Annotated in this window: 17 protein-coding genes; 4 read left to right on the forward strand and 13 right to left on the reverse strand. The window is 36.6% G+C overall.

All coding sequences use genetic code 11. From position 1 onward, the window contains the following. Positions 1 to 11: 11 nt before the first annotated feature. The 3 genes from IGI65_RS02625 to mnmE all read right to left on the reverse strand — a co-directional run bounded on the left by IGI65_RS02625 (position 12) and on the right by mnmE (position 6944). Positions 12 to 3005: a hypothetical protein gene (locus IGI65_RS02625; RefSeq protein WP_438773145.1), complete on the reverse strand. Its 2994-nt coding sequence runs from the start codon at positions 3003 to 3005 to the stop codon at positions 12 to 14. 272 nt (positions 3006 to 3277) lie between these two features. Further along, positions 3278 to 5170, reverse strand: coding sequence for a tRNA uridine-5-carboxymethylaminomethyl(34) synthesis enzyme MnmG (gene mnmG / locus IGI65_RS02630; protein WP_438773146.1), 1893 nt, complete (start codon positions 5168 to 5170; stop codon positions 3278 to 3280). A gap of 376 nt (positions 5171 to 5546) precedes the next feature. Beyond that, positions 5547 to 6944, reverse strand: coding sequence for a tRNA uridine-5-carboxymethylaminomethyl(34) synthesis GTPase MnmE (mnmE, locus tag IGI65_RS02635; protein WP_438773147.1), 1398 nt, complete (start codon positions 6942 to 6944; stop codon positions 5547 to 5549). Positions 6945 to 7390: 446 nt separating this feature from the next. Between mnmE and IGI65_RS02640 the strand changes: the two genes are divergently transcribed. Together IGI65_RS02640 and IGI65_RS02645 are read left to right on the forward strand one after the other, a co-directional pair. After that, on the forward strand, positions 7391 to 7720 hold the full coding sequence (locus IGI65_RS02640; RefSeq protein WP_071865760.1) for a heavy metal-binding domain-containing protein: 330 nt from the start codon (positions 7391 to 7393) through the stop codon (positions 7718 to 7720). A gap of 258 nt (positions 7721 to 7978) precedes the next feature. Next, on the forward strand, positions 7979 to 8251 hold the full coding sequence (locus IGI65_RS02645) for a DUF5316 family protein (protein WP_071865759.1): 273 nt from the start codon (positions 7979 to 7981) through the stop codon (positions 8249 to 8251). A 159-nt stretch (positions 8252 to 8410) separates the two neighbouring features. Here the strand turns inward: IGI65_RS02645 and IGI65_RS02650 are convergent, their stop codons facing one another. The 10 genes from IGI65_RS02650 to rpmH all read right to left on the reverse strand — a co-directional run bounded on the left by IGI65_RS02650 (position 8411) and on the right by rpmH (position 18065). Beyond that, a complete protein-coding gene (locus tag IGI65_RS02650; protein WP_071865758.1) occupies positions 8411 to 9259 on the reverse strand; it encodes a MurR/RpiR family transcriptional regulator in 849 nt (282 codons plus the stop codon). A gap of 14 nt (positions 9260 to 9273) precedes the next feature. After that, positions 9274 to 9960 (reverse strand): N-acetylmannosamine-6-phosphate 2-epimerase, encoded by a 687-nt coding sequence (locus IGI65_RS02655; RefSeq protein WP_438773148.1) that lies wholly within the window; start codon positions 9958 to 9960, stop codon positions 9274 to 9276. Between the two features lie 18 nt (positions 9961 to 9978). After that, a complete protein-coding gene (locus IGI65_RS02660; RefSeq protein ID WP_438773149.1) occupies positions 9979 to 11553 on the reverse strand; it encodes a PTS system mannose/fructose/sorbose family transporter subunit IID in 1575 nt (524 codons plus the stop codon). A gap of 50 nt (positions 11554 to 11603) precedes the next feature. Continuing rightward, on the reverse strand, positions 11604 to 12071 hold the full coding sequence (locus IGI65_RS02665; RefSeq protein ID WP_071865755.1) for a PTS system mannose/fructose/N-acetylgalactosamine-transporter subunit IIB: 468 nt from the start codon (positions 12069 to 12071) through the stop codon (positions 11604 to 11606). Between the two features lie 18 nt (positions 12072 to 12089). After that, on the reverse strand, positions 12090 to 12473 hold the full coding sequence (locus tag IGI65_RS02670) for a PTS sugar transporter subunit IIA (protein ID WP_438773150.1): 384 nt from the start codon (positions 12471 to 12473) through the stop codon (positions 12090 to 12092). 188 nt (positions 12474 to 12661) lie between these two features. Beyond that, positions 12662 to 14551, reverse strand: coding sequence for an endonuclease MutS2 (locus IGI65_RS02675; RefSeq protein WP_438773151.1), 1890 nt, complete (start codon positions 14549 to 14551; stop codon positions 12662 to 12664). Positions 14552 to 15472: 921 nt separating this feature from the next. Then, positions 15473 to 16270: an RNA-binding cell elongation regulator Jag/EloR gene (gene jag, locus IGI65_RS02680; RefSeq protein ID WP_071865752.1), complete on the reverse strand. Its 798-nt coding sequence runs from the start codon at positions 16268 to 16270 to the stop codon at positions 15473 to 15475. A 15-nt stretch (positions 16271 to 16285) separates the two neighbouring features. Then, positions 16286 to 17077, reverse strand: a complete 792-nt coding sequence (locus IGI65_RS02685) for a YidC/Oxa1 family membrane protein insertase (protein WP_071865762.1) — start codon at positions 17075 to 17077, stop codon at positions 16286 to 16288. Positions 17078 to 17145: 68 nt separating this feature from the next. Then, the gene (rnpA, locus tag IGI65_RS02690; RefSeq protein ID WP_071865751.1) at positions 17146 to 17478 is read right to left on the reverse strand and encodes a ribonuclease P protein component; all 333 of its coding nucleotides are present in this window, start codon (positions 17476 to 17478) and stop codon (positions 17146 to 17148) included. 452 nt (positions 17479 to 17930) lie between these two features. Continuing rightward, positions 17931 to 18065 (reverse strand): 50S ribosomal protein L34, encoded by a 135-nt coding sequence (rpmH, locus tag IGI65_RS02695; RefSeq protein ID WP_010766794.1) that lies wholly within the window; start codon positions 18063 to 18065, stop codon positions 17931 to 17933. Between the two features lie 730 nt (positions 18066 to 18795). Between rpmH and dnaA the strand changes: the two genes are divergently transcribed. Further along, a complete protein-coding gene (gene dnaA / locus IGI65_RS02700; RefSeq protein WP_071865543.1) occupies positions 18796 to 20124 on the forward strand; it encodes a chromosomal replication initiator protein DnaA in 1329 nt (442 codons plus the stop codon). 390 nt (positions 20125 to 20514) lie between these two features. Continuing rightward, complete coding sequence (dnaN, locus tag IGI65_RS02705) at positions 20515 to 21645, forward strand: DNA polymerase III subunit beta (protein WP_071865542.1); 1131 nt, start codon at positions 20515 to 20517, stop codon at positions 21643 to 21645. Positions 21646 to 21758: the final 113 nt, after the last annotated feature.

Below are 21758 nucleotides of genomic sequence, written 5' to 3' on the forward strand. Positions count from 1 at the left end.
CTTTCCCCTCCCTATTGCGTAACTGCCATTACATCATGCAACTGCCACTGTAATTTTTCTTCTGTTAGATTTTTACCAGCTTTAATCTTTAGAGGATTCGTTTTTAATAAAACCCCCTCCTCTTTTTCATATGTTCGACTGAATTCAAATGGCGTCTTTGTTTCAAAACCAGTATTAGAAATTTGTAGTGCCTGACTGGCATTTTGGGAAATGGCTTGCTCGTTATTCTCATCACGCCAAATTAATTGATATTCATCTGCAAAATCATTACCTGTTGTCATGTAAAGGGTTAAATACCAATTTTTTTCACGCCAATTGGATCGACTATCCACTACCTTAATAGTCAAATTCTCCTGACTTTGATGCGGATAAGTGATGGAATCTAAGGTAACTGGTAAGCGCCATTTGAAACTTTCTGTCACATACGTCAAACGCAAGACTGGATCATTCACTACGTTTAAGTAGATATAATTGGAGCGTAAATTCACGTCCAATCCCTCTTTTAACTCCACAACTTGTAAGCGATAAGTATTATCAATCGCTAACTTATTTAATAAATCTACGCTGGTTATCTTATATTCAGCTACTGTGCTGCTATTCTGCAACTCCTGCGTGTATATTTCGTGATAATTATCGCCTTCTTTTTTTGTAACAATTAGGCGTAATTTATCATGCTTCTTATTTTTATCTTGTAAGTAAAAAATAATTTGCGACGGTAAATTTGTTTGGTCATATAAAAGTAACAGTTCTTGCTCAGTTTGATTTAACGCATTATTCCAACCAATATCTGGTGGTACATCATCTGTCACCGAATATTGCAGTGGGTTTGTGGTAAATTGTGTATTAATCGTGATTGTTTTTCCATCAATCGGATAGCTATAGGAACCTTTCAAAATCGGAACTTTGATAATGCGAGTTGCCTCCGGGACATTTGCACCAACTTGAGTATAATAAGTTAACTTCAGCATTTGCTTAGGTTGGATGGTCAGTGTCTTATCTGGAGTAAATGTTAGCGGGTTATTATTATATTTTCCGTCAGTCTTTTGCCCGTTAACTTCAAATTCAATCGGATAACCGGTTTGATTGAATACCGCCTCTTGTCCATTACCACTTCTATATTGGTAGACAATTCCCTGATCTTTATTAATGGTTAAAGGTCTATTTCCAAAAGTATGGGTAAAGGTGACTTCTTGTTTAAGAATGTCCTTTTTCTTCACAACACTTTGCGCTACTGACTGAATTGGTGGATTGACGTTAAAAGCATCATGATTCAACTCTCCAACGAGACTGTGATTTGGGTCAACATAATCAGAAAAGAAAATCATGTTGCGATTCAAATAATTTTTGTCTCTTAAAGAGGTATCCATTCCGGCTGTAAAGCCCCAAACCAAATCTTTTTCTGTCAAATTCTCATAACCATTAATATATTTGGTTAAATCCACATCAAATGTGGCTAAATTTTCCTCGGTAGTTTCCGTTAACAAATTAATACTGATGGTGGCATGATGGGCTTTACGATTGGACAATGAAAAACGAAACCATTTCTTTGTAAAATGACCATCGCCACTATAAACTGCCCATCTTTGGGCGGCACCATTTCGATCATAGTTATCTAACTGTGGTTCAAAATAATGCGTACGATTGCTGTCATAAACTGATAGATGTGATTTATTTGTGGTTTCGGCATTTGCTATTCCACTATCTGACCCCAAATGTTTGTTGCCATTATTAGACCAGTTGTCAAAAGCTACAATCATTGCATCTTGAATACCTGTAACGCGATCTTTTTTATCTGGTCTGGCACTACTGCCGTGATAAAAAGAGCCAAGTCCTTGCACCTCATAATTTGTATGACTGCCTTGGTAGTTATAGTAATTTTTATCAGAAGCCGCTCTTTTAGGGCGCATAAAAAACGTCAAACCTTCCGTATACTCCGCCATGTAAATATAGGAATTAAAAATTTCACGATTATCTCCACTACTAAGATTAACCGTATCCATTGATTCCACCATTCCTGTTCGGAAATGACCTCCAGTCACTTGCTGGCGATAGCGCGTTAAATTAATCGTATCGGTCGCTGTTGCGGCTGATTCAAAATTATGTTCTGTTTTATTTATTTTATTTAAATAATTTTTTTCAACTTGTTTTTCATCTTCATAACCTCCGATGGTAGCTGCATTAAACACATTTTGTCCGCTACTTTTTTCAGTATCTAAGAAGCGCTCAAATTTTAAAGGGACAACTCCTTTCGTGATACCTGCACCAACCCCAGTTCCTTTTTCTCCAATTCCCATCCGATTATTAAATGCATCTTTTACTACCATCGGTGCTGTTTCTATAATTTTACTTTGGTCATTTTGATCCAAAATAGCTTTTGCACTATTTTGACTTGTTAACTCTTTACGAATATTATTTTCTGCCGTTGTTTCTGATGGCGGGGCCACAACAGGTACTTCATCCCATTTAGAATTTAAAATAGAAGCTACCGTCCATTCTGCTTTATCTTCCACGGCCTGCCAAAAGCCATCTATTTTTACTTCAGGGATAATCGTGATACTACCTGCTTTGGTTTGCGTTGTAGTAAAACTAACAAAGCTTTCTGCCACTTCTGTTACAGACAAATGAATCCAATCGTCTGCTGAATAACGATATTCTTTAGCAGTAACGACTTTATCGGCTTCTTCTGACGAAATTAGAGAAGATGAAAGTATTTTTTTGCCAAGGACTTTTATTCCATTGCTAGATGTCAAATAATCCAGATGCAATTTAAAGCGTATTTCCGTTATAGCTTCGTCATGAGGTGAAAAATCAATTGTCCACGCAATCGTTTTTAAATCTTCCTTTTTTTGCTGTACTCGGAGCTCTAATTTTTCTCCTAAAATTTGCTGACTTATCTCCTCTTTTTTCATCTGTGCCAATGCTATAGAAGTACTATTTAAAAGCGTATTAAATAATAAAAAAAATAAAATTGCGAGATAAATCATGTTTCTTTTCTTTTTTACCATAGGCTTCATCACCATTCATTCTTATATTAGCGTAATCATTATATCATTATTTTATAATCTTTTTCAAATGATAAATAACTTGAATTATGCCAAATTTTACACATAAAAGGCCTCTTATATTAAAGAACAACAGTTTTTATATCAAATTAAATAAGAAATAAGTCAATATTATAAATTATTTCGTAAAAATCATATCGTTATTTAAAAAAATAAAAAAAACGCCCACTTTAAAGTGAGCGCGTTTTTTATTTATTTTAAATTATAACGTCTGCTTAATTTGTAACTTTTGCAATTCTTCCTTGTTCAATGTAAACCATTAAAATACTCAAATCGGCCGGATTAACACCACTAATGCGACTGGCTTGGGCAATGGTTTCGGGTTGAATTTTGGTTAATTTTTGGCGCGCTTCTGTAGCAAGGCCATTAATTGCGTCATAGTCAATATTGGTTGGAATTTTTTTAGCTTCCATCCGTTTTAATTTTTCAACTTTTTCTAAGGCTTTTTTGATGTAGCCTTCATATTTAATTTGAATTTCAACTTGTTCGATTTCTTTTGGGGAAAGATTCTCGTCAGCAGGAATAAATTGTAACAATTCAGCGTAACTAATTTCAGGACGGCGCAAAAATTCATTTGCTAACACGCCATCTTTTAATTGGGCCGCACCTTTTTGTGCTAAAAAGGCTTGAACTTCAGCGGTTGGTTTAATGCGAATACTCTTTAGGCGGGCAATTTCATTTTCAACTGCCACTTTTTTGGCTAAATAAGCTTGATATTGGTCCTCTTTAACCAAGCCAATTTCATGACCCATTTCCGTTAAGCGTAGATCCGCGTTATCATGACGCAAAATTAAACGATATTCGGCCCGACTGGTTAAAAGACGGTAAGGTTCTTGTGTGCCTTTGGTTACTAAGTCGTCAATCATAACGCCGATATAACCGTCACTGCGTTTTAAGATTAGGGGTTCTTTTCCTTGAACTTTTAACCCCGCGTTAATGCCAGCAATCAAACCTTGGCCGGCAGCTTCTTCATAACCAGAAGTTCCGTTTGTTTGACCGGCAGTATAAAGATTTTCAATTAATTTTGTTTCTAAAGTTGGGCGTAATTGATGCGGAACCACCACATCATATTCAATAGCGTATCCTGTGCGCATCATTTCAACATTTTGCAAACCCGCAATCGAATGTAACATCTCTACTTGAACATCTTCAGGCATGGAAGTCGATAATCCTTGCACGTAGACTTCTTCTGTATTTAATCCTTCAGGTTCTAAGAAAAGTTGGTGGCGTTCTTTATCAGCAAAACGTACGATTTTATCTTCAATTGACGGACAATATCTTGCCCCCACACCTTCGACAATACCGGTAAACATTGGCGCACGATGTAAATTATCGCGAATAATTTCATGGGTTTTAGGACTTGTGTAAGTTAACCAACATGGTTCTTGATCTTGTTTATAAGCACTATCAGGAGTGGAATAACTAAAATGATTGGCTTCTTTGTCTCCTGGTTGAATTTCAGTTTGATCATAATCAATTGATCCTGCTTTGACCCGTGGTGGTGTTCCTGTTTTGAAACGTGCAATTTCAAAGCCTAGTTCTTTTAAACTATTGGCAAGACCAACTGAAGGTTGGGAATTATTGGGACCAGAAGAATACTTCAATTCTCCAATAATAATTTCCCCTCGTAAAGCTGTACCAGCTGTAATAATAACAGCTTTGGCACTATAACGGGCACCAGTATTCGTGATAACACCTTTACAAACGCCATCTTCAACGATTAATTTTTCTGCCATTCCTTGACGCAAAGTCAAATTTTCTTCTTTTTCAATCGTGTGTTTCATCTCTTGTGCATAAGCATGTTTGTCTGCTTGTGCGCGTAATGCCCGCACTGCTGGACCTTTACCAGTATTTAACATTCGCATTTGAATGTAAGTTTTGTCGATATTTTTGCCCATTTCGCCCCCTAGTGCATCGATTTCTCGCACGACAACACCTTTAGCAGGACCTCCAACAGACGGATTACAAGGCATAAAAGCCACCATATCCAAATTAATCGTCAAAAGCAGTGTTTTGTTGCCCATGCGTGCATTAGCAAGCGCCGCTTCACTGCCAGCATGACCGGCACCAACAACAATCACATCATAACTTTCCGCTTGATATTCCATGAAATAATTCCGCTCCTCGTTTTAATTAATGTATTAATTTTCTTTCGAAAATTAGTTTGATTTTCACTCCGTATATCATTCTACTTATGACTATTACAATTCAGCTTGCTATCGTGTAATTACTATCTGCTTAACAGGTTACGATCCTTGTACAGTAGAACTGACATCCTTAATTTAGTTGCTAAAACAGCTTGCTTAGGAAATGAGCAATATGTTGTCTACGTTTTCCTACGCCTATAGTTCAACTAAATAGAAAACATTAAGTTGAACTTATATATTGTCGAATTTCCTAGCTGATTTAGCACGATTTCGTTTTAATTAATGTATTAATTTTCTTATGAAAATTAATTTTATTTTCACTTTATTTTGGAAGTTATTATTTTCCTAAACAGAATTGGCTGAATAGTTGCGTAATCAGTTCGTCTTGTACGCTATCACCCACGATTTCTCCTAAGAAATCCCAACAACGGGTCATGTCGATTTGGACTAAATCGACCGGCATGCCCGCTTCAATTCCAGCTACAACATCTCCCAAAGCTTGACTAGCTTTTTCTAGTAACGCAATGTGACGCGTATTGGAAATATAAGAAGCATCTTTTTCCCCTGTTTGACCGGCGAAAAAAAGATCTGCAATTGCTTGTTCCAATTGATCTAAGCCTTCATTTTGTAAAACTGATACGGCAAAAATCGGTGTATCTCCTGCCACAGTTTGCAATTTTTCTTGCTCTAATTTTGCAGGTAAATCCGTTTTATTCAATAAAATAATGCGTTTAGTATCTTGCGTTAACGCTAATAATTCCAAGTCAGCTTCTGTCAAAGCTTCACTTTGATTTAACACCAATAAAATCAAATCAGCTTCTTGCAACGCTTTACGACTGCGTTCCACCCCGATTTTTTCCACGATATCTTCAGTATCTCGAATACCAGCCGTATCAATTAATTTTAATGGCACACCTCTTACGTTCACGTATTCTTCAATGACGTCCCGTGTCGTACCGGCAACATCTGTGACAATCGCTTTTTCTTCTGCTAATAAATGATTTAATAAACTGGATTTCCCAACATTTGGCCGACCAATGATGGCTGTACTCAAGCCTTCTCGCAAAATTTTTCCTTGTTGGGCGGTTAAAAGCAATTGGTTAATTTGACCTTGGACTTGATTGGCTTTTTCTAATAACAAACGCGTCGTCAACTCTTCGACGTCATCGTATTCAGGATAGTCGATATTAACTTCCACTTGGGCCAATGTTTCCAAAATTTCTTGCCGCAATGAGCGAATTAAGCTGGATAAGTTTCCGTCCAATTGATTCAACGCCAAATTCATTGCTTTATCCGTTTTAGCCCGAATTAAATCCATCACGGCTTCTGCTTGAGATAAGTCCACCCGACCGTTTAAAAACGCCCGCTTTGTAAACTCGCCAGGCTCAGCCAGACGTGCACCTTGTCGCAACAGTAATTGCAAAATTTGATTGACCACCACAATCCCGCCATGACAATTAATTTCAATGACATCTTCACGAGTAAAAGTTTTTGGTGCCCGCATAACAGAAACCATCACTTCATCCACCATTTTTTCCGTGGCTGGATCAAAAATATGACCGTAATGAATTGTATGGCTTTCAACGTCAGCTAACTGTTTACTGCCACTGCGATAAACTTCATTTGCAATTTTCACCGCATCATCTCCACTTAAACGGACAATACTAATCGCCCCTTCACCAGGCGGAGTGGAAATTGCAGCAATTGTATCAAATTCTTGGGTAATATTTGCCATTGATAAACTCCTTTTTAGACTTAGTATGACGTAACAATGAAAACCGAGAGTGATTAAATCGTTAAAATCAACGATGCAAATCAGTTAATTTACGTTTTAAAAAGCTTTGTCACGTTTTATCACAATAAAAAAAGTGCTTCATCTTTTGCAATAGGAAAAAACTTCTCCACTGAGAAGTCTATAACTATTTACAAAAGACATCGCACTTTGACTGCTAGTCCTTAAATTCTGGTCATAGACTAGCATAAAATTCGTTGTCTTGCAAGATTTCGTGCCAGAATTTGTGAGAGGTTTTAGCTTTACTTAAAGGTTCTTATCACGGTAAAATTAAATTACAGTGAATCACAGCTTTTGCTGTTTGCAACAATTAAGTAGGTTTTAACGATGAAAAGTCTAAAGCATGCAATTTTGAACTTTTCCCCTAAAGCCTAAAAGGAGTGAGCAATATGACATTTGACAAACAAAAAGAAGACGACATGCGCATCCACGAAATTATTATTTCTACTGGCAATGTAAACCGGAGTTACGCAGTTCGCGACATTATTTTCGTTGCGGAAAAATTTGAAACAGATTTATTTGATGAAAATATTGACCCCAATGAATCTTTACAAGATATTATCTTGATGCTAAAGAGAAAAGCTTTTTCTTATGGTGCCAATGCTGTCATCAATTGCCACTTTGATCACGATCATGTCCAAGTTGACGGCAAAACTTATTTGGAAATTTTCGCTTATGGCACTGTTGTCCAATTTATTGAAACAACTGTTGGGGGCTAATTTTTCCTCTACTTTTTACAGTCATTTTACTAGTGAAACTTGCCTTTCAAAAGTTAATCACAAAAAGGAGGTGTGACAAAAATCTTGTCCACCTCCTTTTTGGCGTATGAAAATACTTATTTCATTTTATTCTATTAATAGTTATTGTAAATTCTTAATAAATTTGTGCTATCATTATTTTACTAGATAAAAAGTAATTAATTACGTTATTTAATGTTGATTGAAATCACTTATAACACAAAAACTGGAGAGATTACAATGAAGAAATTTATCGTCGTATTAGCGACAAGTTTGCTACTATCTGTCGGGTTGATTTATTTTGAAAAAGATAGTTATCTTAAAATTATCGGGCTGATTGCTTTCTTTTTAGGTTTAGCCATGTCTGGAACACTTGTGTCAGGTGATCGTATGCGCGCTAACACGGCGCGGCAATCAGACATTACCACTAATAACACTAGTAATCTCTTCTTATACTTCATTTTATTTTCGTTACCGCTTCTTATTATGGCTTATGTTTCTGGTGTATTCTAAAGTTTGTTTTTAATTACATAACGAGACAAAAGCATGACCATAAAATCTTTATGGTTTGTAGCAATATTTAAAATTACTCGCGCCTACAACATATTATTATCACCTTTTTAAAAGATTACATCTTGTTTTAAAAAGGAAAAGTGCAGGCGCGCACTTTTATTATTTACCGCGAAAACGTTCAATCGCATGATGTAAATCGTATAATTTATCTGTTGCTACTTCCCCTAATTCTTCATATAAGCCCATATATAAGACATCCACAACTGCTAATTGCGAAATTCGTGTTGCCATATTGGCTACGCGAAAATATTCTTCTAAAACTGGCGTAGACAATTTAAGATCAGCAAGTTTTGCCAATTTAGAATTTTGTAAAGTTGTAATAGCAATAATGGTGGCCCCTTTTTCTTTGGCTAGGGTGGCTAATTGCACCACTTCCGCCGTTTTGCCTGTTGTAGAAATTGCTAAGAAAATATCTTCAGGCGTCAAATTTAAGACTAAGGCTAACATTTGGTGAAAATCGCGATTAAAACTAGCTGTAACGCCTAATTTACTCACTTTATGCGCAAAATCTTCTGCAACTACAGCAGAAGCCCCGACACCATAAACCGTGACCTTTTGTTTATCTTTTAATAAGGTAATCGCTTTTGAAACCTCTTTTAAATCCAGTGTGTTTACCAGTTGTTGCACGGCTAATTGATCCAATGCCATGGTATTAAAGAAAACATCATTAAGGGATAATTTTTCATGTTTTTCTTTTTTTACGATATTAAATTCATTTTTATTCCGAAACAATTCTTGGCTTAGTGCTACTTTAAAGTCCCGAAATCCTTTTACTCCGATTGCTTTGCAAAAACGTACCACACTCGCCTCACTAACACCTGCGCCTGTTGCAAATTCTTTAATCGTCATTCTGGTTACTCGTTCGGCGTCTTGTAAGACAAAATCAGCAATTTGACTTTCAATTTCCGAAAAATTTTCTTGTTTTTTTAGCGCTGGGAGCAAAAACATTTCTTCACCTCAAATTAGTTTTCTAAGCTTGTCACAAATTTTTTCGTAATTACTTCAGGGCGTGTAATCGCCGTTCCAATTACAACCGAATACGCCCCTGCTTGATATGCAGCTTTTAAATCAGCCACAGAAGCAATATGCCCTTCAGCAATAATAGGTACTACAATTTTTTCTGACATTACACGAATTAAATCTGCATCAAAAACTGTCTTTTCTTTTGTTTCTTCTGTGTAACCGGCTAATGTCGTAGATACAAGATCTGCGCCACAATTTGCAGAATATATACCACTTTCTACACTATCACAATCCGCCATTACAATGATTTCAGGATATTTTTCGTGGACTTTTGTAATAATATCAGCCAGTTTTTCACCATTTGGCCGCGGTCGTTTCGTACCGTCTAACGCAATAATTTCAGCACCAGCAGCGATAATCGCTTCACAACTAGCAAAAGTTGGTGTGATATAAACATCGTAGCCTTCAAACCACTGTTTGTAAATACCTATCATAGGCAGTTTTACTTCTCTTTTAATCGCTGCGATATTTTCTGGTTCCGTAGCTCGAATACCAACTGCTCCACCTGCTGCAGCCGCATTGGCAAAAGCTGCCATAATTTCTTTACCATACATCGGCCAGCCTTTACGTGCTTGACATGAGACAATAACACCATTTCTAATTTGTTCCATAATTTCTTTTTTCATTTGCATTCTCCCGTTCGTCTATAAAATTCCCGTTAATTTACCGACTAGCCCAATTACAAAACAAGCTAACATCAACCAATAAATAGCTTTTTTATTTTTCATTAATGCCCAGTAAAAAATGAGCGTAATGATTAGTGGCAAAAGTCCCGGGAAAATTTGATTGATTAAATCTTGTAAGACGATTTCTTTGCCGGCATTATCCCATTTGGCAGTCAATTCAATTTTGACAAAATTGACCACCATCGAGCCTGTCACCATCATCCCCACGATAGTTGCCCCTTGAACAAAGTTTTTAATTAAATCTGAATTTTTCATTTTAGCAATTAATTTAACCCCAAATTTATAACCCCAAAAAACACCTAGGTAACGTGTAGCAATATTTAAAAAGATATTAGGTACAATAAAAATAATCGGACCTAAAATATTACCATTTAAAGCCAAGCCTGCCCCCACAGCAGCAAAAATTGTCATAAAAGTTGCTTTAAAAACAGAATCCCCTATTCCTGATAAAGGCCCCATCAATGCTGTTTTGGTAGAAGAAATAGTTTCATCAGTAATCGGCTTCCCTAAAGCCTTTTGTTCTTCTAGCGCTACAGAAACACCCATTACAATATTGGTTGTATAAGGATGACAGTTAAAGAATTCATTGTGCCGTTGTAATGCTTTTTGATACTCAGCTTCATCTTGATATAATTTTTGTAAAACTGGAATCATCGCATAATTAAAACCTAAACTGATATAACGTTCATAATTAATTGTTGCCATACTGAAAAAAGAACGCGTGAAAACACGCCATAAATCTTTTTTATTTAAAAGCTGTTGATCATTTTTCACTGCTTCAGTTGTTAGATTTTGCGCAGTTTGATTTTCTCCTTTACGCAAAGCACCCGCACCTGCTGCCACACCAGCTCCTAATAAAGAAACGGCCAATACATCTAGTTTCAAATAAACAGACAACACAAAGCCAATTAAAAAGAAGGGCCAAAATTTTTTGAAATCCATCATTTTTAATAGCATGGCCATCCCAATAGCTGGTAATAATCCTGACGCAATCGTTAAACCACCTGAAACCCAGACTGGCAAGGCATCATTAATTTGTTTGACAAACTCACTCCCAAATTGAATCGCCATAAAAGATGCGACAAAAAAGACGATAAAGAAAACGCCAACACCAGCTAAATGTAACTTTTCGACTGTTTTTGTCTTACCTGCTTTAATCGCAGTATCGGCTTTGTGCACTAGGAAAATATTTATATTCCAAGCTAACATAATTAAGAATTGCGCTAAAATACCAATCGGTAAAGCCAACGAAATTCCTAGCGCAGGTGAACCTGCTTGAATGGCATAAATCGTCCCAATAATTCCAGCAATTTGCGCATTAGGTGGAACCGAGCCACCAATTGGTAATACCCCCATAAACATCAGCTCAACACTTGCCCCAACTTGTAAACCAGTTTGTAAATCCCCCATAATTAAACCGATCAAAGGCCCTGCAAAAATTGGACGCGAAATCATCCAATAGCCATATCCATAGTTTTCAGTAATTAAAATTGCAACAAAAATACTCAACAAAATCCCGCTGAATAACGTCATTGTTCTCCCCCTATGCTAATTAAACTTCCCCATCAAAAATTTTTACCCAATTAAATAACTGTACTTAACTCTAATGATTTATCTCCTGGTGCTGTTCGGACATCTAATTTCACTCCTACAGCCGCTAACTCTTTAAAGACAGCCACATCTCTTTCATCTAAATAAACCGTTTTGGTAATTTCTTTTTTGCCTTCTTTAAAGTACATGCCGCCAATATTGATGCTATCAAAATGGATTCCCGCTTTGACTAAAGCCAAAATTACTGCTGGATCTTTAATCACAAGAAAAGATTTTAAACCATTATCTTTTGCAAAATATTCGCTACCTTCAGTTACGGTAAATAATTTGAAACCCTTACCTTCTGGCACTGCCATTTCCAATAACATTTTTTGCATGTCGTCTTGCGCTGCTTGATCATCGATAACGACAATTTCATCACAAGGATAAGCAACTGACCATGAATAGGCTACCTGACCATGAATTAAGCGCTCATCAATTCGTGTTAAATTAATACTCATTTTTCTTCCCCTTTTCTTTTAAAGACTAAATTCTTGAATCATAAGTGTTGTTTCCGCTATTAAACCGCTTGCATTTTTCTGTAAATCCAAACAACTGGATAAAACTAATGCCAAATGATATCCCATAATCAACTGACTATTTGGTAACTGATGCTGCTTACTAACTAATGCAGCGGCTTTTGCCGGTGTGCCCCCTTTAATATCTGCTAAAAATAAAATTTCTGAATAATCCTTTTTTACCTTTATACAAAAGGCCGCTAGTTTTTCGATATACTCCGTAATATTTTCTTCTGTCTGTAACGGTACAGCAAAGAGATTGTCTTGCTTACCTAAAATCATTTCAGCTGATTCTTTCATACCGATACAACCTAAACCATGTCCTACTAATATGATTGCCCGCATCTTATCTTCCTTTCTTACCTTCGCTTCATTTTTAGCAACTTATTACTTGCTATGCTTGCATCATACAATATTAGAAATTTAGTTTCAATATTTATTTGAAAAATAAATAAACTAAATTTCTAATTAGCGATTAAATTCCAACAAAAAAAGAGTAGAAAAAACTTTCTACTCTTTTTCATAATGGCATTTTAAAGCTTTTCCCGTCGCGCTTTTTCCATTTTACGTAATTGTTTATGGGCTTTTTTGGAACCGCGGACTAAGTCTTTTTTAAATTTTTCTTCGTGAAAATCGTGAAATAAACTTTCAACGTCATAATCAAGAGGATATAACTTTTCCGCAGCCATCTCTAAGCGCAAGCGGCGCAATGGCACCTTAAAGAATTTGTCATCTGCATATACGATTCCTTCTTCTCCTTCTGCTTCATAAAATAAAACGGTCTTATTGGTGGCAGAAGAAAAGACGCGATCCCCTTTTTCAAATTGCGGCAATGTTGGTCGCTGGGTTTGAACTTGGCCAATTTTTTTGAAGACACGTTTTTTACCGGCATAATCTTTTTGTTTTAGTAATTGGTGGCTGCGATCAATGACATCTTTTTGAAGCTGCATTTTTTCTGCGATCCAAAAAGCATTACTACTACCGACTTCATTCATTAATAGCTGATATTTCGGTGTCAAAGTCTGAGCATCAAACGCCATCGCCGCAGTTTTAAAATCTTCATGGGCTAAGGCAAAATCTTTAATTTCACCATAATGCGTCGTTGCCACGACTAACGCCCCGTTTTGATACATTTGTTCCATAATCGCAATCCCAAGTGCTGCCCCTTCATTGGGTTCAGTCCCACTGCCAATTTCATCTAATAAAACCAATGTATTGCGTTTACTGTGGCGCAAAATTTCAGCAATATTTTGCATATGACCAGAAAAAGTACTGAGCGCATTTTCCATATCTTGTTGATCACCGATATCAATTAAAATTTCATTGAAAACAGCAATATTGCTCGTGCCATCATGATGCACCAACACGCCAAAAGCCGTTAACAAACACGTTAATGCCAACGTTTTTAAGACTACCGTTTTTCCACCCGCATTAGGTCCTGTGATAATTAATCCTCTGGCATCTGTACCTAATGAAACTGAAAGGGGCACAGCTTTATCACCTAATAAAGGGTGGGTCACATTGGACAAATGTAAAATTTCTTCATCGTTGACCGCCATTTTCACGCCATCAATGTTGCGGGAATATTTGGCACGAGCAAAAATAATATCCAATTCCACCACAGTTTCTAAACTGTAGACGATTTTTTCTTGGGCGGCTGCAAGTAAACCGGTTAAATAGGCCAAAAGCTGATACACTTCGGCTACTTCTTCTGCTTGGGCTAAAATCAATTTTTCATTCAAACGGGCAACATTACTTGGTTCCACAAAAACAGTCGTGCCTTTATTGGATTTCTCAATAATAGTGCCGTTAATTTTATTTTGAAATTCCGCTTTGACGGGTAATGTGTAACGATCCCCTTTTTTCAAAATCAAACGTTCTTGCAAATATTTTTGCGTGGTAGCATTTCGCAGATATTTTTGTAATGCAGCTTCAATTTCCCCTTCAATTTTTTGCACTTGATTGCGGGCTTTTCGTAATTGGCGACTACTATCGCTATTTAAACGAGTACCATTTACCATCCCCGTAATTTCCTTGGTGATTTCAGAAAAGTCCCCTAATTGCTGACTATAGGCAAAAAGAGTTGGCACTTGATAGGCATTTTTTTGGAATAATTTTTGAATTAATTGAAATGATCGTAAAAAATCACTGTATTCCGTTAGTTCACTGGGTTCTAAAATTTGGCCTTTGGTAATTTTTTGTGTCAAATGGCCAATTTGTGCCAGTCCCATTAAAGGAATATGTTGACCTGAAGCCAAAATAGTCATCGCTTCTTCGGTTTCTTTTAGCCAACTGCGAACGGTATTGATTTGCGTTGCCGGCTTACGTGCTAAGATAGCGGCTTTGCCCTTGTCACTAATAGCGGTTTGACTAATTATCGTGCGGATTTTAGTAAATTCTGTTTCAGTTAATACGTTTTTCATTTGGGTATCCTTTCTTGACTAGACCCCATTTCTAAACACAAAAAAGACTCGTTAGAATGGTGGGCACACTTTTTGCCTTTAACCTAGAAAAAGTGTACAAAAAAAGACGACAGTTTCCCTATCGTCTTAAAAATCTTGCGATTAAAGATAGGCATCTAGAGCATTACAAATAAACCTAACGTTTACTTGTTTTTAAATTGCTGATTAGATACCTGTTACACTCACAAATAGCCCTCTTTTTCTTCTAACGAGTTATTGAATACACCTTTAGTATAAAAGAGAGTAAAAAAAGTTGCAAGCTAAAAAGAAGCAGTTGACTTTGAAAGCTTTAAGCAAGATTCGTTGCAGCCAACCAATTTTAGTTTGCTGTCTAGGTCTGAAAAGACAAATCGGAATCTCTTCTCGACAAAAACAAGTTTCCGTCACTCTCTTGCTCTTAAAAACCGCAAAAAAACGTCTGTTAATGGCGTAACAGACGTTTTAAAGACCAAAGTAATGACTACGGCATCGTATCTTACTTCGATAAGAATGATTTCTAGTAAAATATACTTGGTTTTTTGGGGGATGTCAATGAAATGCAGGTGAGTTTATGCTGAGAAAAGCCCATAAGATAGGCATTTCTTCTGCTTTTTCTTTATTTTTCGCCAAGATAAAAAACAACACCGAAAAAGTTTTTTCTACTCAAAAGAAGCCGCTTTAGCCTCTCTCATCTCATTTCACTGCGCAAAATTTACTAACCCAACTTGCTAAAAAGAACTGTGTTTTGCCATATTTTAAAACTAAGAAATGAAGAATAGATAAAAGTAACGCCTCAAAAAAAATTATCGTTTTTATATCACTTTTAAAGTGCATTTACTCTATTACCATTTTTCATTAAAAAAAGCCACAGGCAAATGCCTGCGGCTTTTAAATTTAAGCTTATTAATAATACTTTTTATTTGGTTCAACGACTAAATAGCGGTAAGGTTCGTCCCCTTCAGAATGAGTTTTCACGCTATCGTCATGGCTTAAAGCCGAATGAATTTGTTTGCGTTCAAAAGCGGGCATCGGTTCTAAGAAAACAGGACGACCAGTGCGTTTTACTTTTTCTGCGGTGCGTTCAGCCAAGCGTTGTAAAATTGCTTGCCGTTTTTGGCGGTAATCGCCAACGTTGACCACAACCGAAAGTTTATTTTTAGCCACACGGTGAATAAAAACTTGGGCCAAATATTGCAATGCGTTTAACATTTTACCATGTTTACCAATCAAGATTCCCTGTTTTTTCGTGTCTAAATGGAAGATGATTAAGCCATTTTCCCGCTCCATTTTGACCAAAGCAGGTGCATTTAATTCGTTGGTGATATTCGTTAAATAAAGCGCTAATTGCGTTAAAGCCGCTTCATCATCTAAATCAGATAAAACGTCTGCAATGTCAGGTGTTTTTGTTTGCTCAGCTGGTTGCTCTAAACTAACATTTTCAGTTGCAGGAACATCCAATTCAACCACTGGTGTTTGCTCTTCTCCAACTAAAACATCTTCAACTGTTTCTGACACTGCTTCACTGATTTCTTCTGTGACAGAAGGTTCAATTGAAACGCGGGCGTTTTTTCTTCCCATTCCCAAAAAGCCTTTTTTAGCTTCTTCAATCACTTCAATAACAGCTTCATCTTTAGAAATTCCTAATGCAGTCAAACCAGTTGTAATTGCTTCTGCACTGGTCGCTCCTTCATAAATTGGCATCAAGGTAACCCCCTTTTATTTTTTGCGTTTTTTCTTCTTCGGATTCATGGCACGTTCCAACGCACGTTCTCGTGCTTTTTCTTGGCGCAATGCTTCTTCTCGTTCTTTTCTAATTTTAAATGGATTATTGATTAGTAATGTTTGCACCACTTGGAATGCATTGGAAACCACCCAGTATAATGACAAACCACTGGCAAGTCCTAGCCCCATCATTAAAATCATTAAAGGCATCGCAAAGTTCATAATTTTTAGACTTGCATTTGATTCCACTTGGCTCATACTTGAAAGATAAGTGCTGGCAAAAGTGAAGACAGCCGCTAAAATCGGTAAAATAAGATACGGGTCTTTTTCCCCTAAATTAAGCCATAAGAAATGACCTTGTGATAGTTCTGGTACCCGTTGAATCGCTTGCCATAATGCCATTAAAATTGGCATTTGCACCAATAATGGTAAACAGCCTGCATAAGGATTGACGTTGTGTTCTGCGTAAAGCTTTTGTGTTTCTTCTTTTAACTTTTGCTGGGTCTCCATATCTTTAGCAGAATATTGAGCTTGCAGCGCTTTGATTTTGGGTTGTAATTCTTGGGTCTTACGCATACTTTTTGTTTGGAAATGCATCAATGGCATTAAGATAATCCGCACAATTAAGGTAAATAAGATGATCCCAATTCCGGCATTACCAAAAGATAAAGCTTTAATAGCACGGGCAAAGTTCCAAACAATGTAACGATCCCAAATTCCGGTACTGTTGGCACTTACTTCACCAGTGGCACCACAAGCTGACAAGAATACTACCAGTGCCAGCATACCACTTAAAAGTAGTGCTTTTTTGACATGTTTCTTTTTCACGAGGCATGATCCCTTCTAACGATTATTTAAATAATTTTTGCGAGTTTTAGTACATGCTTCAAATTTTGCATCAATTCTTCACTATCTAATTCACTCACAGTTGGTCGAGCGATGATTATAAAATCAAGATTCGGATCAATCTGATCTTTTAGGGCATACAAACTGGCACGGATTTTCCGTTTGACACTATTGCGCATCACAGCATTGCCGACTTTTTTTCCCACGGAGATTCCTACTCGAAAATGTTCTTGTTCTTTGGGGAGTTTATAGACAACAAAACGGCGATTCGCACAAGAGTTACCTTGCTCAAATACCCGCTGAAAATCTCGTTCTTTTTTGACACGATAGGCTTTTTTCATGACGTTTCCTTCACTTCTTCTAAAATCATTTGCTCATACCTTTCAATAATACCATAATTTCTCCCTAAACTTTACCCCAAAAAAGCCCTACCAAAAGAAAAGCTGAACAAACGTGTTCAACTCTTTAGCATTAAGGCGGAATGATATGAAATTGTTCCTCAAATTTCTTAGCATTTCGACTTAATGTCGCCAAGAGTTCGTTTGTGAAGCTGGATCAAAAGAAAAGCATAATAAACACGGTCAGCTCTCAAGCGATAAGATGAAATCTTAATAAATTGCTCTTCAAATTTCTTCTAAATAGAAGCTTTAAAACCAGAAAATAAACAAAAAAAGTCGCTTCAATTTTTACACATCAAAACCTCTACCATGATGAGATTTTTTGCATGCTATTGAAGCGACTTTTTCTATTTTATGTTTTGCCAATAAAAAAAATACCACTGGCAACCAGTGGCTTAAGCTGACAATACTTTACGTCCTTTTAGACGGCGGCTAGCTAAGACGCGACGGCCGTTTTTAGTACTCATACGTTTACGGAAACCGTGAACTTTTTGACGTTTACGTTTGTTTGGTTGGTAAGTTCTTTTCATTTATTTCCACCTCCGAGGTAATTCTCATATCCATGACTACAGACATACTTTGATAGTATAACGACTTTGGTTGGTTTTTGTCAACTACAAAATCAATTCAATCAACTAAAAAGTTATCCACATTTCTTTATAAGCCATGTTAATGGTTGTGAATTCACAAAAAATTTTTGAAAGTTAAATTAAAGTTTTGAAAAGAATTATCCACACTTTCACACAGCGGAAAAACTTTTCCACAAGCTTTTATTTTTCTGTGGATAGACGTTACAAAAGCGCATTAAATTAAGTCTTTCTATCCCAAAGACCTTGTGGAAACTTTTGAAAAACTCAAATTCATCCACAATTTTTTAGTGCCTGTGGATTATTTTTATCCTGCTTGTTGATTCACATTTTCATCTTCTTGTTTATTTGTGGAAAAGTTGCTGAAAATAATTTTTTTTATCTTTTTTGCGGTCTGCCTGTGGAAAACTTCTTTAAAAAGTGATAAATTAAGATTACCTATTTTTGTCTTTTTTTCTTTTTATTCCATGGCAAAAATGAGTTCGTGAAATTTCACAAAGTAGCGTCTATCCTTGTAATTCTTACGAGGGATATTTGCGACGCGCTTTTACTTTTTTATTAGCATTTCGCGTAAGAACAAGTTTCTTACTGGTGCTTCTTAATGAATATACGCAAATTAAAACGTTGTACGTTTTATTGATAGAAAAAATGAATACTAATAAGGAGGAAGCTCATGTCATCATACGAAGCCTTGTGGCAAGAGGTGTTAAATAGTTTAAAAAACGACCTCAGTCCCGCTAGCTTTCAAGTTTGGGCCGAAAGTGCTAGTCCCCTTTCTTTGCAAAATGATGAACTTTTAATCAAAGTACCGACAAAAGTCCATCGTGATTATTGGGAGAAAAATTTAGCACCACGGGTTTTGGAAAACAGCTATCGCCTTTACGGACGGGAAATCATGCCCGCTTTTATCACTGAAGATGAAGTGCAAGAAGAGTTACCTCAAGAAAAAGAAGAAGAGGTAAAAGAAAAAGTCGATCGTTCGATTATGTTAAATCCCAAATATACATTTGATACTTTTGTAATTGGACAAGGGAACCAAATGGCTCATGCGGCCGCTCAAGTTGTCGCTGAAGAACCCGGCTCGATTTACAACCCACTATTCTTTTATGGCGGTGTTGGTTTAGGGAAAACCCATTTGATGCACGCTATTGGTCATGAATTATTAAAATATCGGCCCAATGCCAAAATCAAATATGTCAGTAGTGAAAACTTTACCAATGATTTTATTACCTCGATTAAAAATCGTACGAGTGAAGAATTTCGTCATGAATATCGCAGTGTCGATTTATTACTAGTTGATGATATTCAATTTTTAGAAAATAAAGTCGAAACGCAGAATGAGTTTTTCTATACTTTTGAAGAACTTTATAAAAACAACAAACAAATTGTCTTAACAAGTGATCGTCTGCCAAGTGAAATTCCAACTTTACCAGAACGCCTGGTTTCCCGCTTTGCCTGGGGGTTATCAGTTGACATCACCCCACCAGATTTGGAAACACGGATTGCAATTTTACGGAAAAAAGCCGAAGCAGAACGTCTAGAAATTCCAGATGATACGCTGAGTTATATCGCCGGCCAAATTGACTCTAACATTCGCGAATTAGAAGGGGCACTTTTACGTGTTCAGGCCTATGCCACGATGAATAATGCTGAAATCAGTACTAGTTTAGCTGCAGAAGCCTTAAAATCTCTAAAAAGTAATGGTGGCGTAGCCCAAATTTCGATTTTACAAATTCAAGAAGAAGTCGCCAAATACTATCACATTTCAATTAAAGATTTAAAAGGGAAAAAACGCGTAAAAAGTATTGTTGTACCACGCCAAATTGCGATGTATTTATCCCGCGAACTAACGGATAATTCTTTACCAAAAATCGGCGCTGAATTTGGAGGCAAAGATCATACCACGGTCATTCATGCTCACGAAAAAATCCAGCAATTATTGGAAAATGATCCAACGACTCAAACTGAAATTGCTGAAATCAAAAATTTATTATTAAAATAGGCATGTGGATAAATTTGAAAGTTTTCCATTTTTTATCCACAAGTTATGCACAGTGGAAAACTCTGATGGTACCTTACGTTTTACCACTTATCCACTGCTTCAACAGGGCCTACTACTACTACTATCTTTTTACTCTTAAATATAAAGGCATCCGCCTTCTTTTTAATTCATAAAAAATGCTATAATCAGCATGAAGGATCTTGAAAGATTTAAGAGCATGCGGTGGTAAGATTAAAAGGCTTATTTTAAACAGCAACAAATTTTTTAATATTTTAAATAAATTTTGTAATAGCTATTATTCCTTACAAAAGTCCTTTAATTTTTTATTTCCCAGCTAGATGGTCTAGATTTAAAAAATTGCAACACATCAAAAAGATTGGAGTGCCATTTATGAAAGTCACTATGAATCGTTCTGCCTTTATGCAGGAACTACAAACTGTCCAACGGGCGATTTCTTCTAAAACTACTATCCCAATTTTAACGGGGGTAAAAATTGTTTTAACTGAACGCGGCTTAACATTAACCGGAAGTAACGCTGATATTTCCATCGAAACATTTTTAGCCGTAGACAATGAAAAAGCACAAATGATTGTTGAATCAGCAGGCGCAATTGTTTTACAAGCTCGATTTTTCAGCGAAATTATTCGTCGCCTTCCAGAAGATACTTTCACAATGGAAGTTGTGGAAAACGAACAAGTTGCCATTACTTCTGGCAAAGCCAACTTCATGGTTAATGGTTTAGATGCTGATAACTATCCGCATTTACCAGTTGTAGAAAGTCGGGACCAATTAAAATTATCAGCGCAAACACTAAATCAATTAATTAGTGAAACTGTTTTTGCCGTTTCTGCTCATGAAAGCCGTCCAATTTTAACTGGGGTGCATTTTGTGTTAGAAAATCAACAGTTATTGGCTGTCGCAACCGACTCACATCGTTTGAGTCAACGGATTATTCCGCTAGAACAAGAAGCAGAAGACTTTAATATCGTTGTTCCTGGCAAAAGTTTAATTGAATTATCACGTTCTTTAGCTGATGATGAAGAAGAAATTGCAGTTAGCATCATGGAAAACCAAGTGTTGTTCCAAACGGAAAATATGTTGTTTTACTCACGTTTGTTAGAAGGAAATTACCCAGACACGAACCGTCTAATTCCGCATCAATTCAACACTGAAATTGAATTTACGGTGCCAAGTTTCTTAGCGGCGATTGAGCGGGCCTCTTTACTTTCCCACGAAGGACGCAACAATATTGTCCGTTTATCAATTAAAGAAGATGCTGTCATGCTTTATGGAAATTCTCCTGAAGTCGGAAAAGTGGAAGAAGCATTAAGTTATGAAAAAGTTAGCGGAGAACCTTTAGAAATTTCCTTTAACCCAGATTACATGAAAGCCGCATTGCGGGCTTTTGGTGATATGAGTATTACGGTTCGCTTTATTTCAGCGATTCGTCCTTTCACCTTGGAACCTACTGCAGGACAAGCAAACTTTATTCAATTGATCACACCAGTACGTACTAACTAGCCATTTTAATTTGAACTTGAAACTGTCAAATAAATGAAAAGCTCCTGTAAAAAAGTACATTCGATTTTTACGGTAGCGGAAAATTTATTTGGCAGTTTTTTTATTTTGGAAGT

The organism is Enterococcus sp. DIV0755b (assembly GCF_051713765.1).
In the GTDB taxonomy this organism is placed as follows: domain Bacteria; phylum Bacillota; class Bacilli; order Lactobacillales; family Enterococcaceae; genus Enterococcus_C; species Enterococcus_C canintestini.

Excerpts from the sequence above, each read along its gene's own strand:
- IGI65_RS02625 (WP_438773145.1), bottom strand. The coding sequence starts at position 3,005 with ATGGTAAAAAAGAAAAGAAACATGATTTATCTCGCAATTTTATTTTTT.
- mnmG (WP_438773146.1), bottom strand. The coding sequence starts at position 5,170 with ATGGAATATCAAGCGGAAAGTTATGATGTGATTGTTGTTGGTGCCGGT.
- mnmE (WP_438773147.1), bottom strand. The coding sequence starts at position 6,944 with ATGGCAAATATTACCCAAGAATTTGATACAATTGCTGCAATTTCCACT.
- IGI65_RS02640 (WP_071865760.1), top strand. The coding sequence starts at position 7,391 with ATGACATTTGACAAACAAAAAGAAGACGACATGCGCATCCACGAAATT.
- IGI65_RS02645 (WP_071865759.1), top strand. The coding sequence starts at position 7,979 with ATGAAGAAATTTATCGTCGTATTAGCGACAAGTTTGCTACTATCTGTC.
- IGI65_RS02650 (WP_071865758.1), bottom strand. The coding sequence starts at position 9,259 with ATGTTTTTGCTCCCAGCGCTAAAAAAACAAGAAAATTTTTCGGAAATT.
- IGI65_RS02655 (WP_438773148.1), bottom strand. The coding sequence starts at position 9,960 with ATGAAAAAAGAAATTATGGAACAAATTAGAAATGGTGTTATTGTCTCA.
- IGI65_RS02660 (WP_438773149.1), bottom strand. The coding sequence starts at position 11,553 with ATGACGTTATTCAGCGGGATTTTGTTGAGTATTTTTGTTGCAATTTTA.
- IGI65_RS02665 (WP_071865755.1), bottom strand. The coding sequence starts at position 12,071 with ATGAGTATTAATTTAACACGAATTGATGAGCGCTTAATTCATGGTCAG.
- IGI65_RS02670 (WP_438773150.1), bottom strand. The coding sequence starts at position 12,473 with ATGCGGGCAATCATATTAGTAGGACATGGTTTAGGTTGTATCGGTATG.
- IGI65_RS02675 (WP_438773151.1), bottom strand. The coding sequence starts at position 14,551 with ATGAAAAACGTATTAACTGAAACAGAATTTACTAAAATCCGCACGATA.
- jag (WP_071865752.1), bottom strand. The coding sequence starts at position 16,270 with ATGCCAATTTATGAAGGAGCGACCAGTGCAGAAGCAATTACAACTGGT.
- IGI65_RS02685 (WP_071865762.1), bottom strand. The coding sequence starts at position 17,077 with ATGCTGGCACTGGTAGTATTCTTGTCAGCTTGTGGTGCCACTGGTGAA.
- rnpA (WP_071865751.1), bottom strand. The coding sequence starts at position 17,478 with ATGAAAAAAGCCTATCGTGTCAAAAAAGAACGAGATTTTCAGCGGGTA.
- rpmH (WP_010766794.1), bottom strand. The coding sequence starts at position 18,065 with ATGAAAAGAACTTACCAACCAAACAAACGTAAACGTCAAAAAGTTCAC.
- dnaA (WP_071865543.1), top strand. The coding sequence starts at position 18,796 with ATGTCATCATACGAAGCCTTGTGGCAAGAGGTGTTAAATAGTTTAAAA.
- dnaN (WP_071865542.1), top strand. The coding sequence starts at position 20,515 with ATGAAAGTCACTATGAATCGTTCTGCCTTTATGCAGGAACTACAAACT.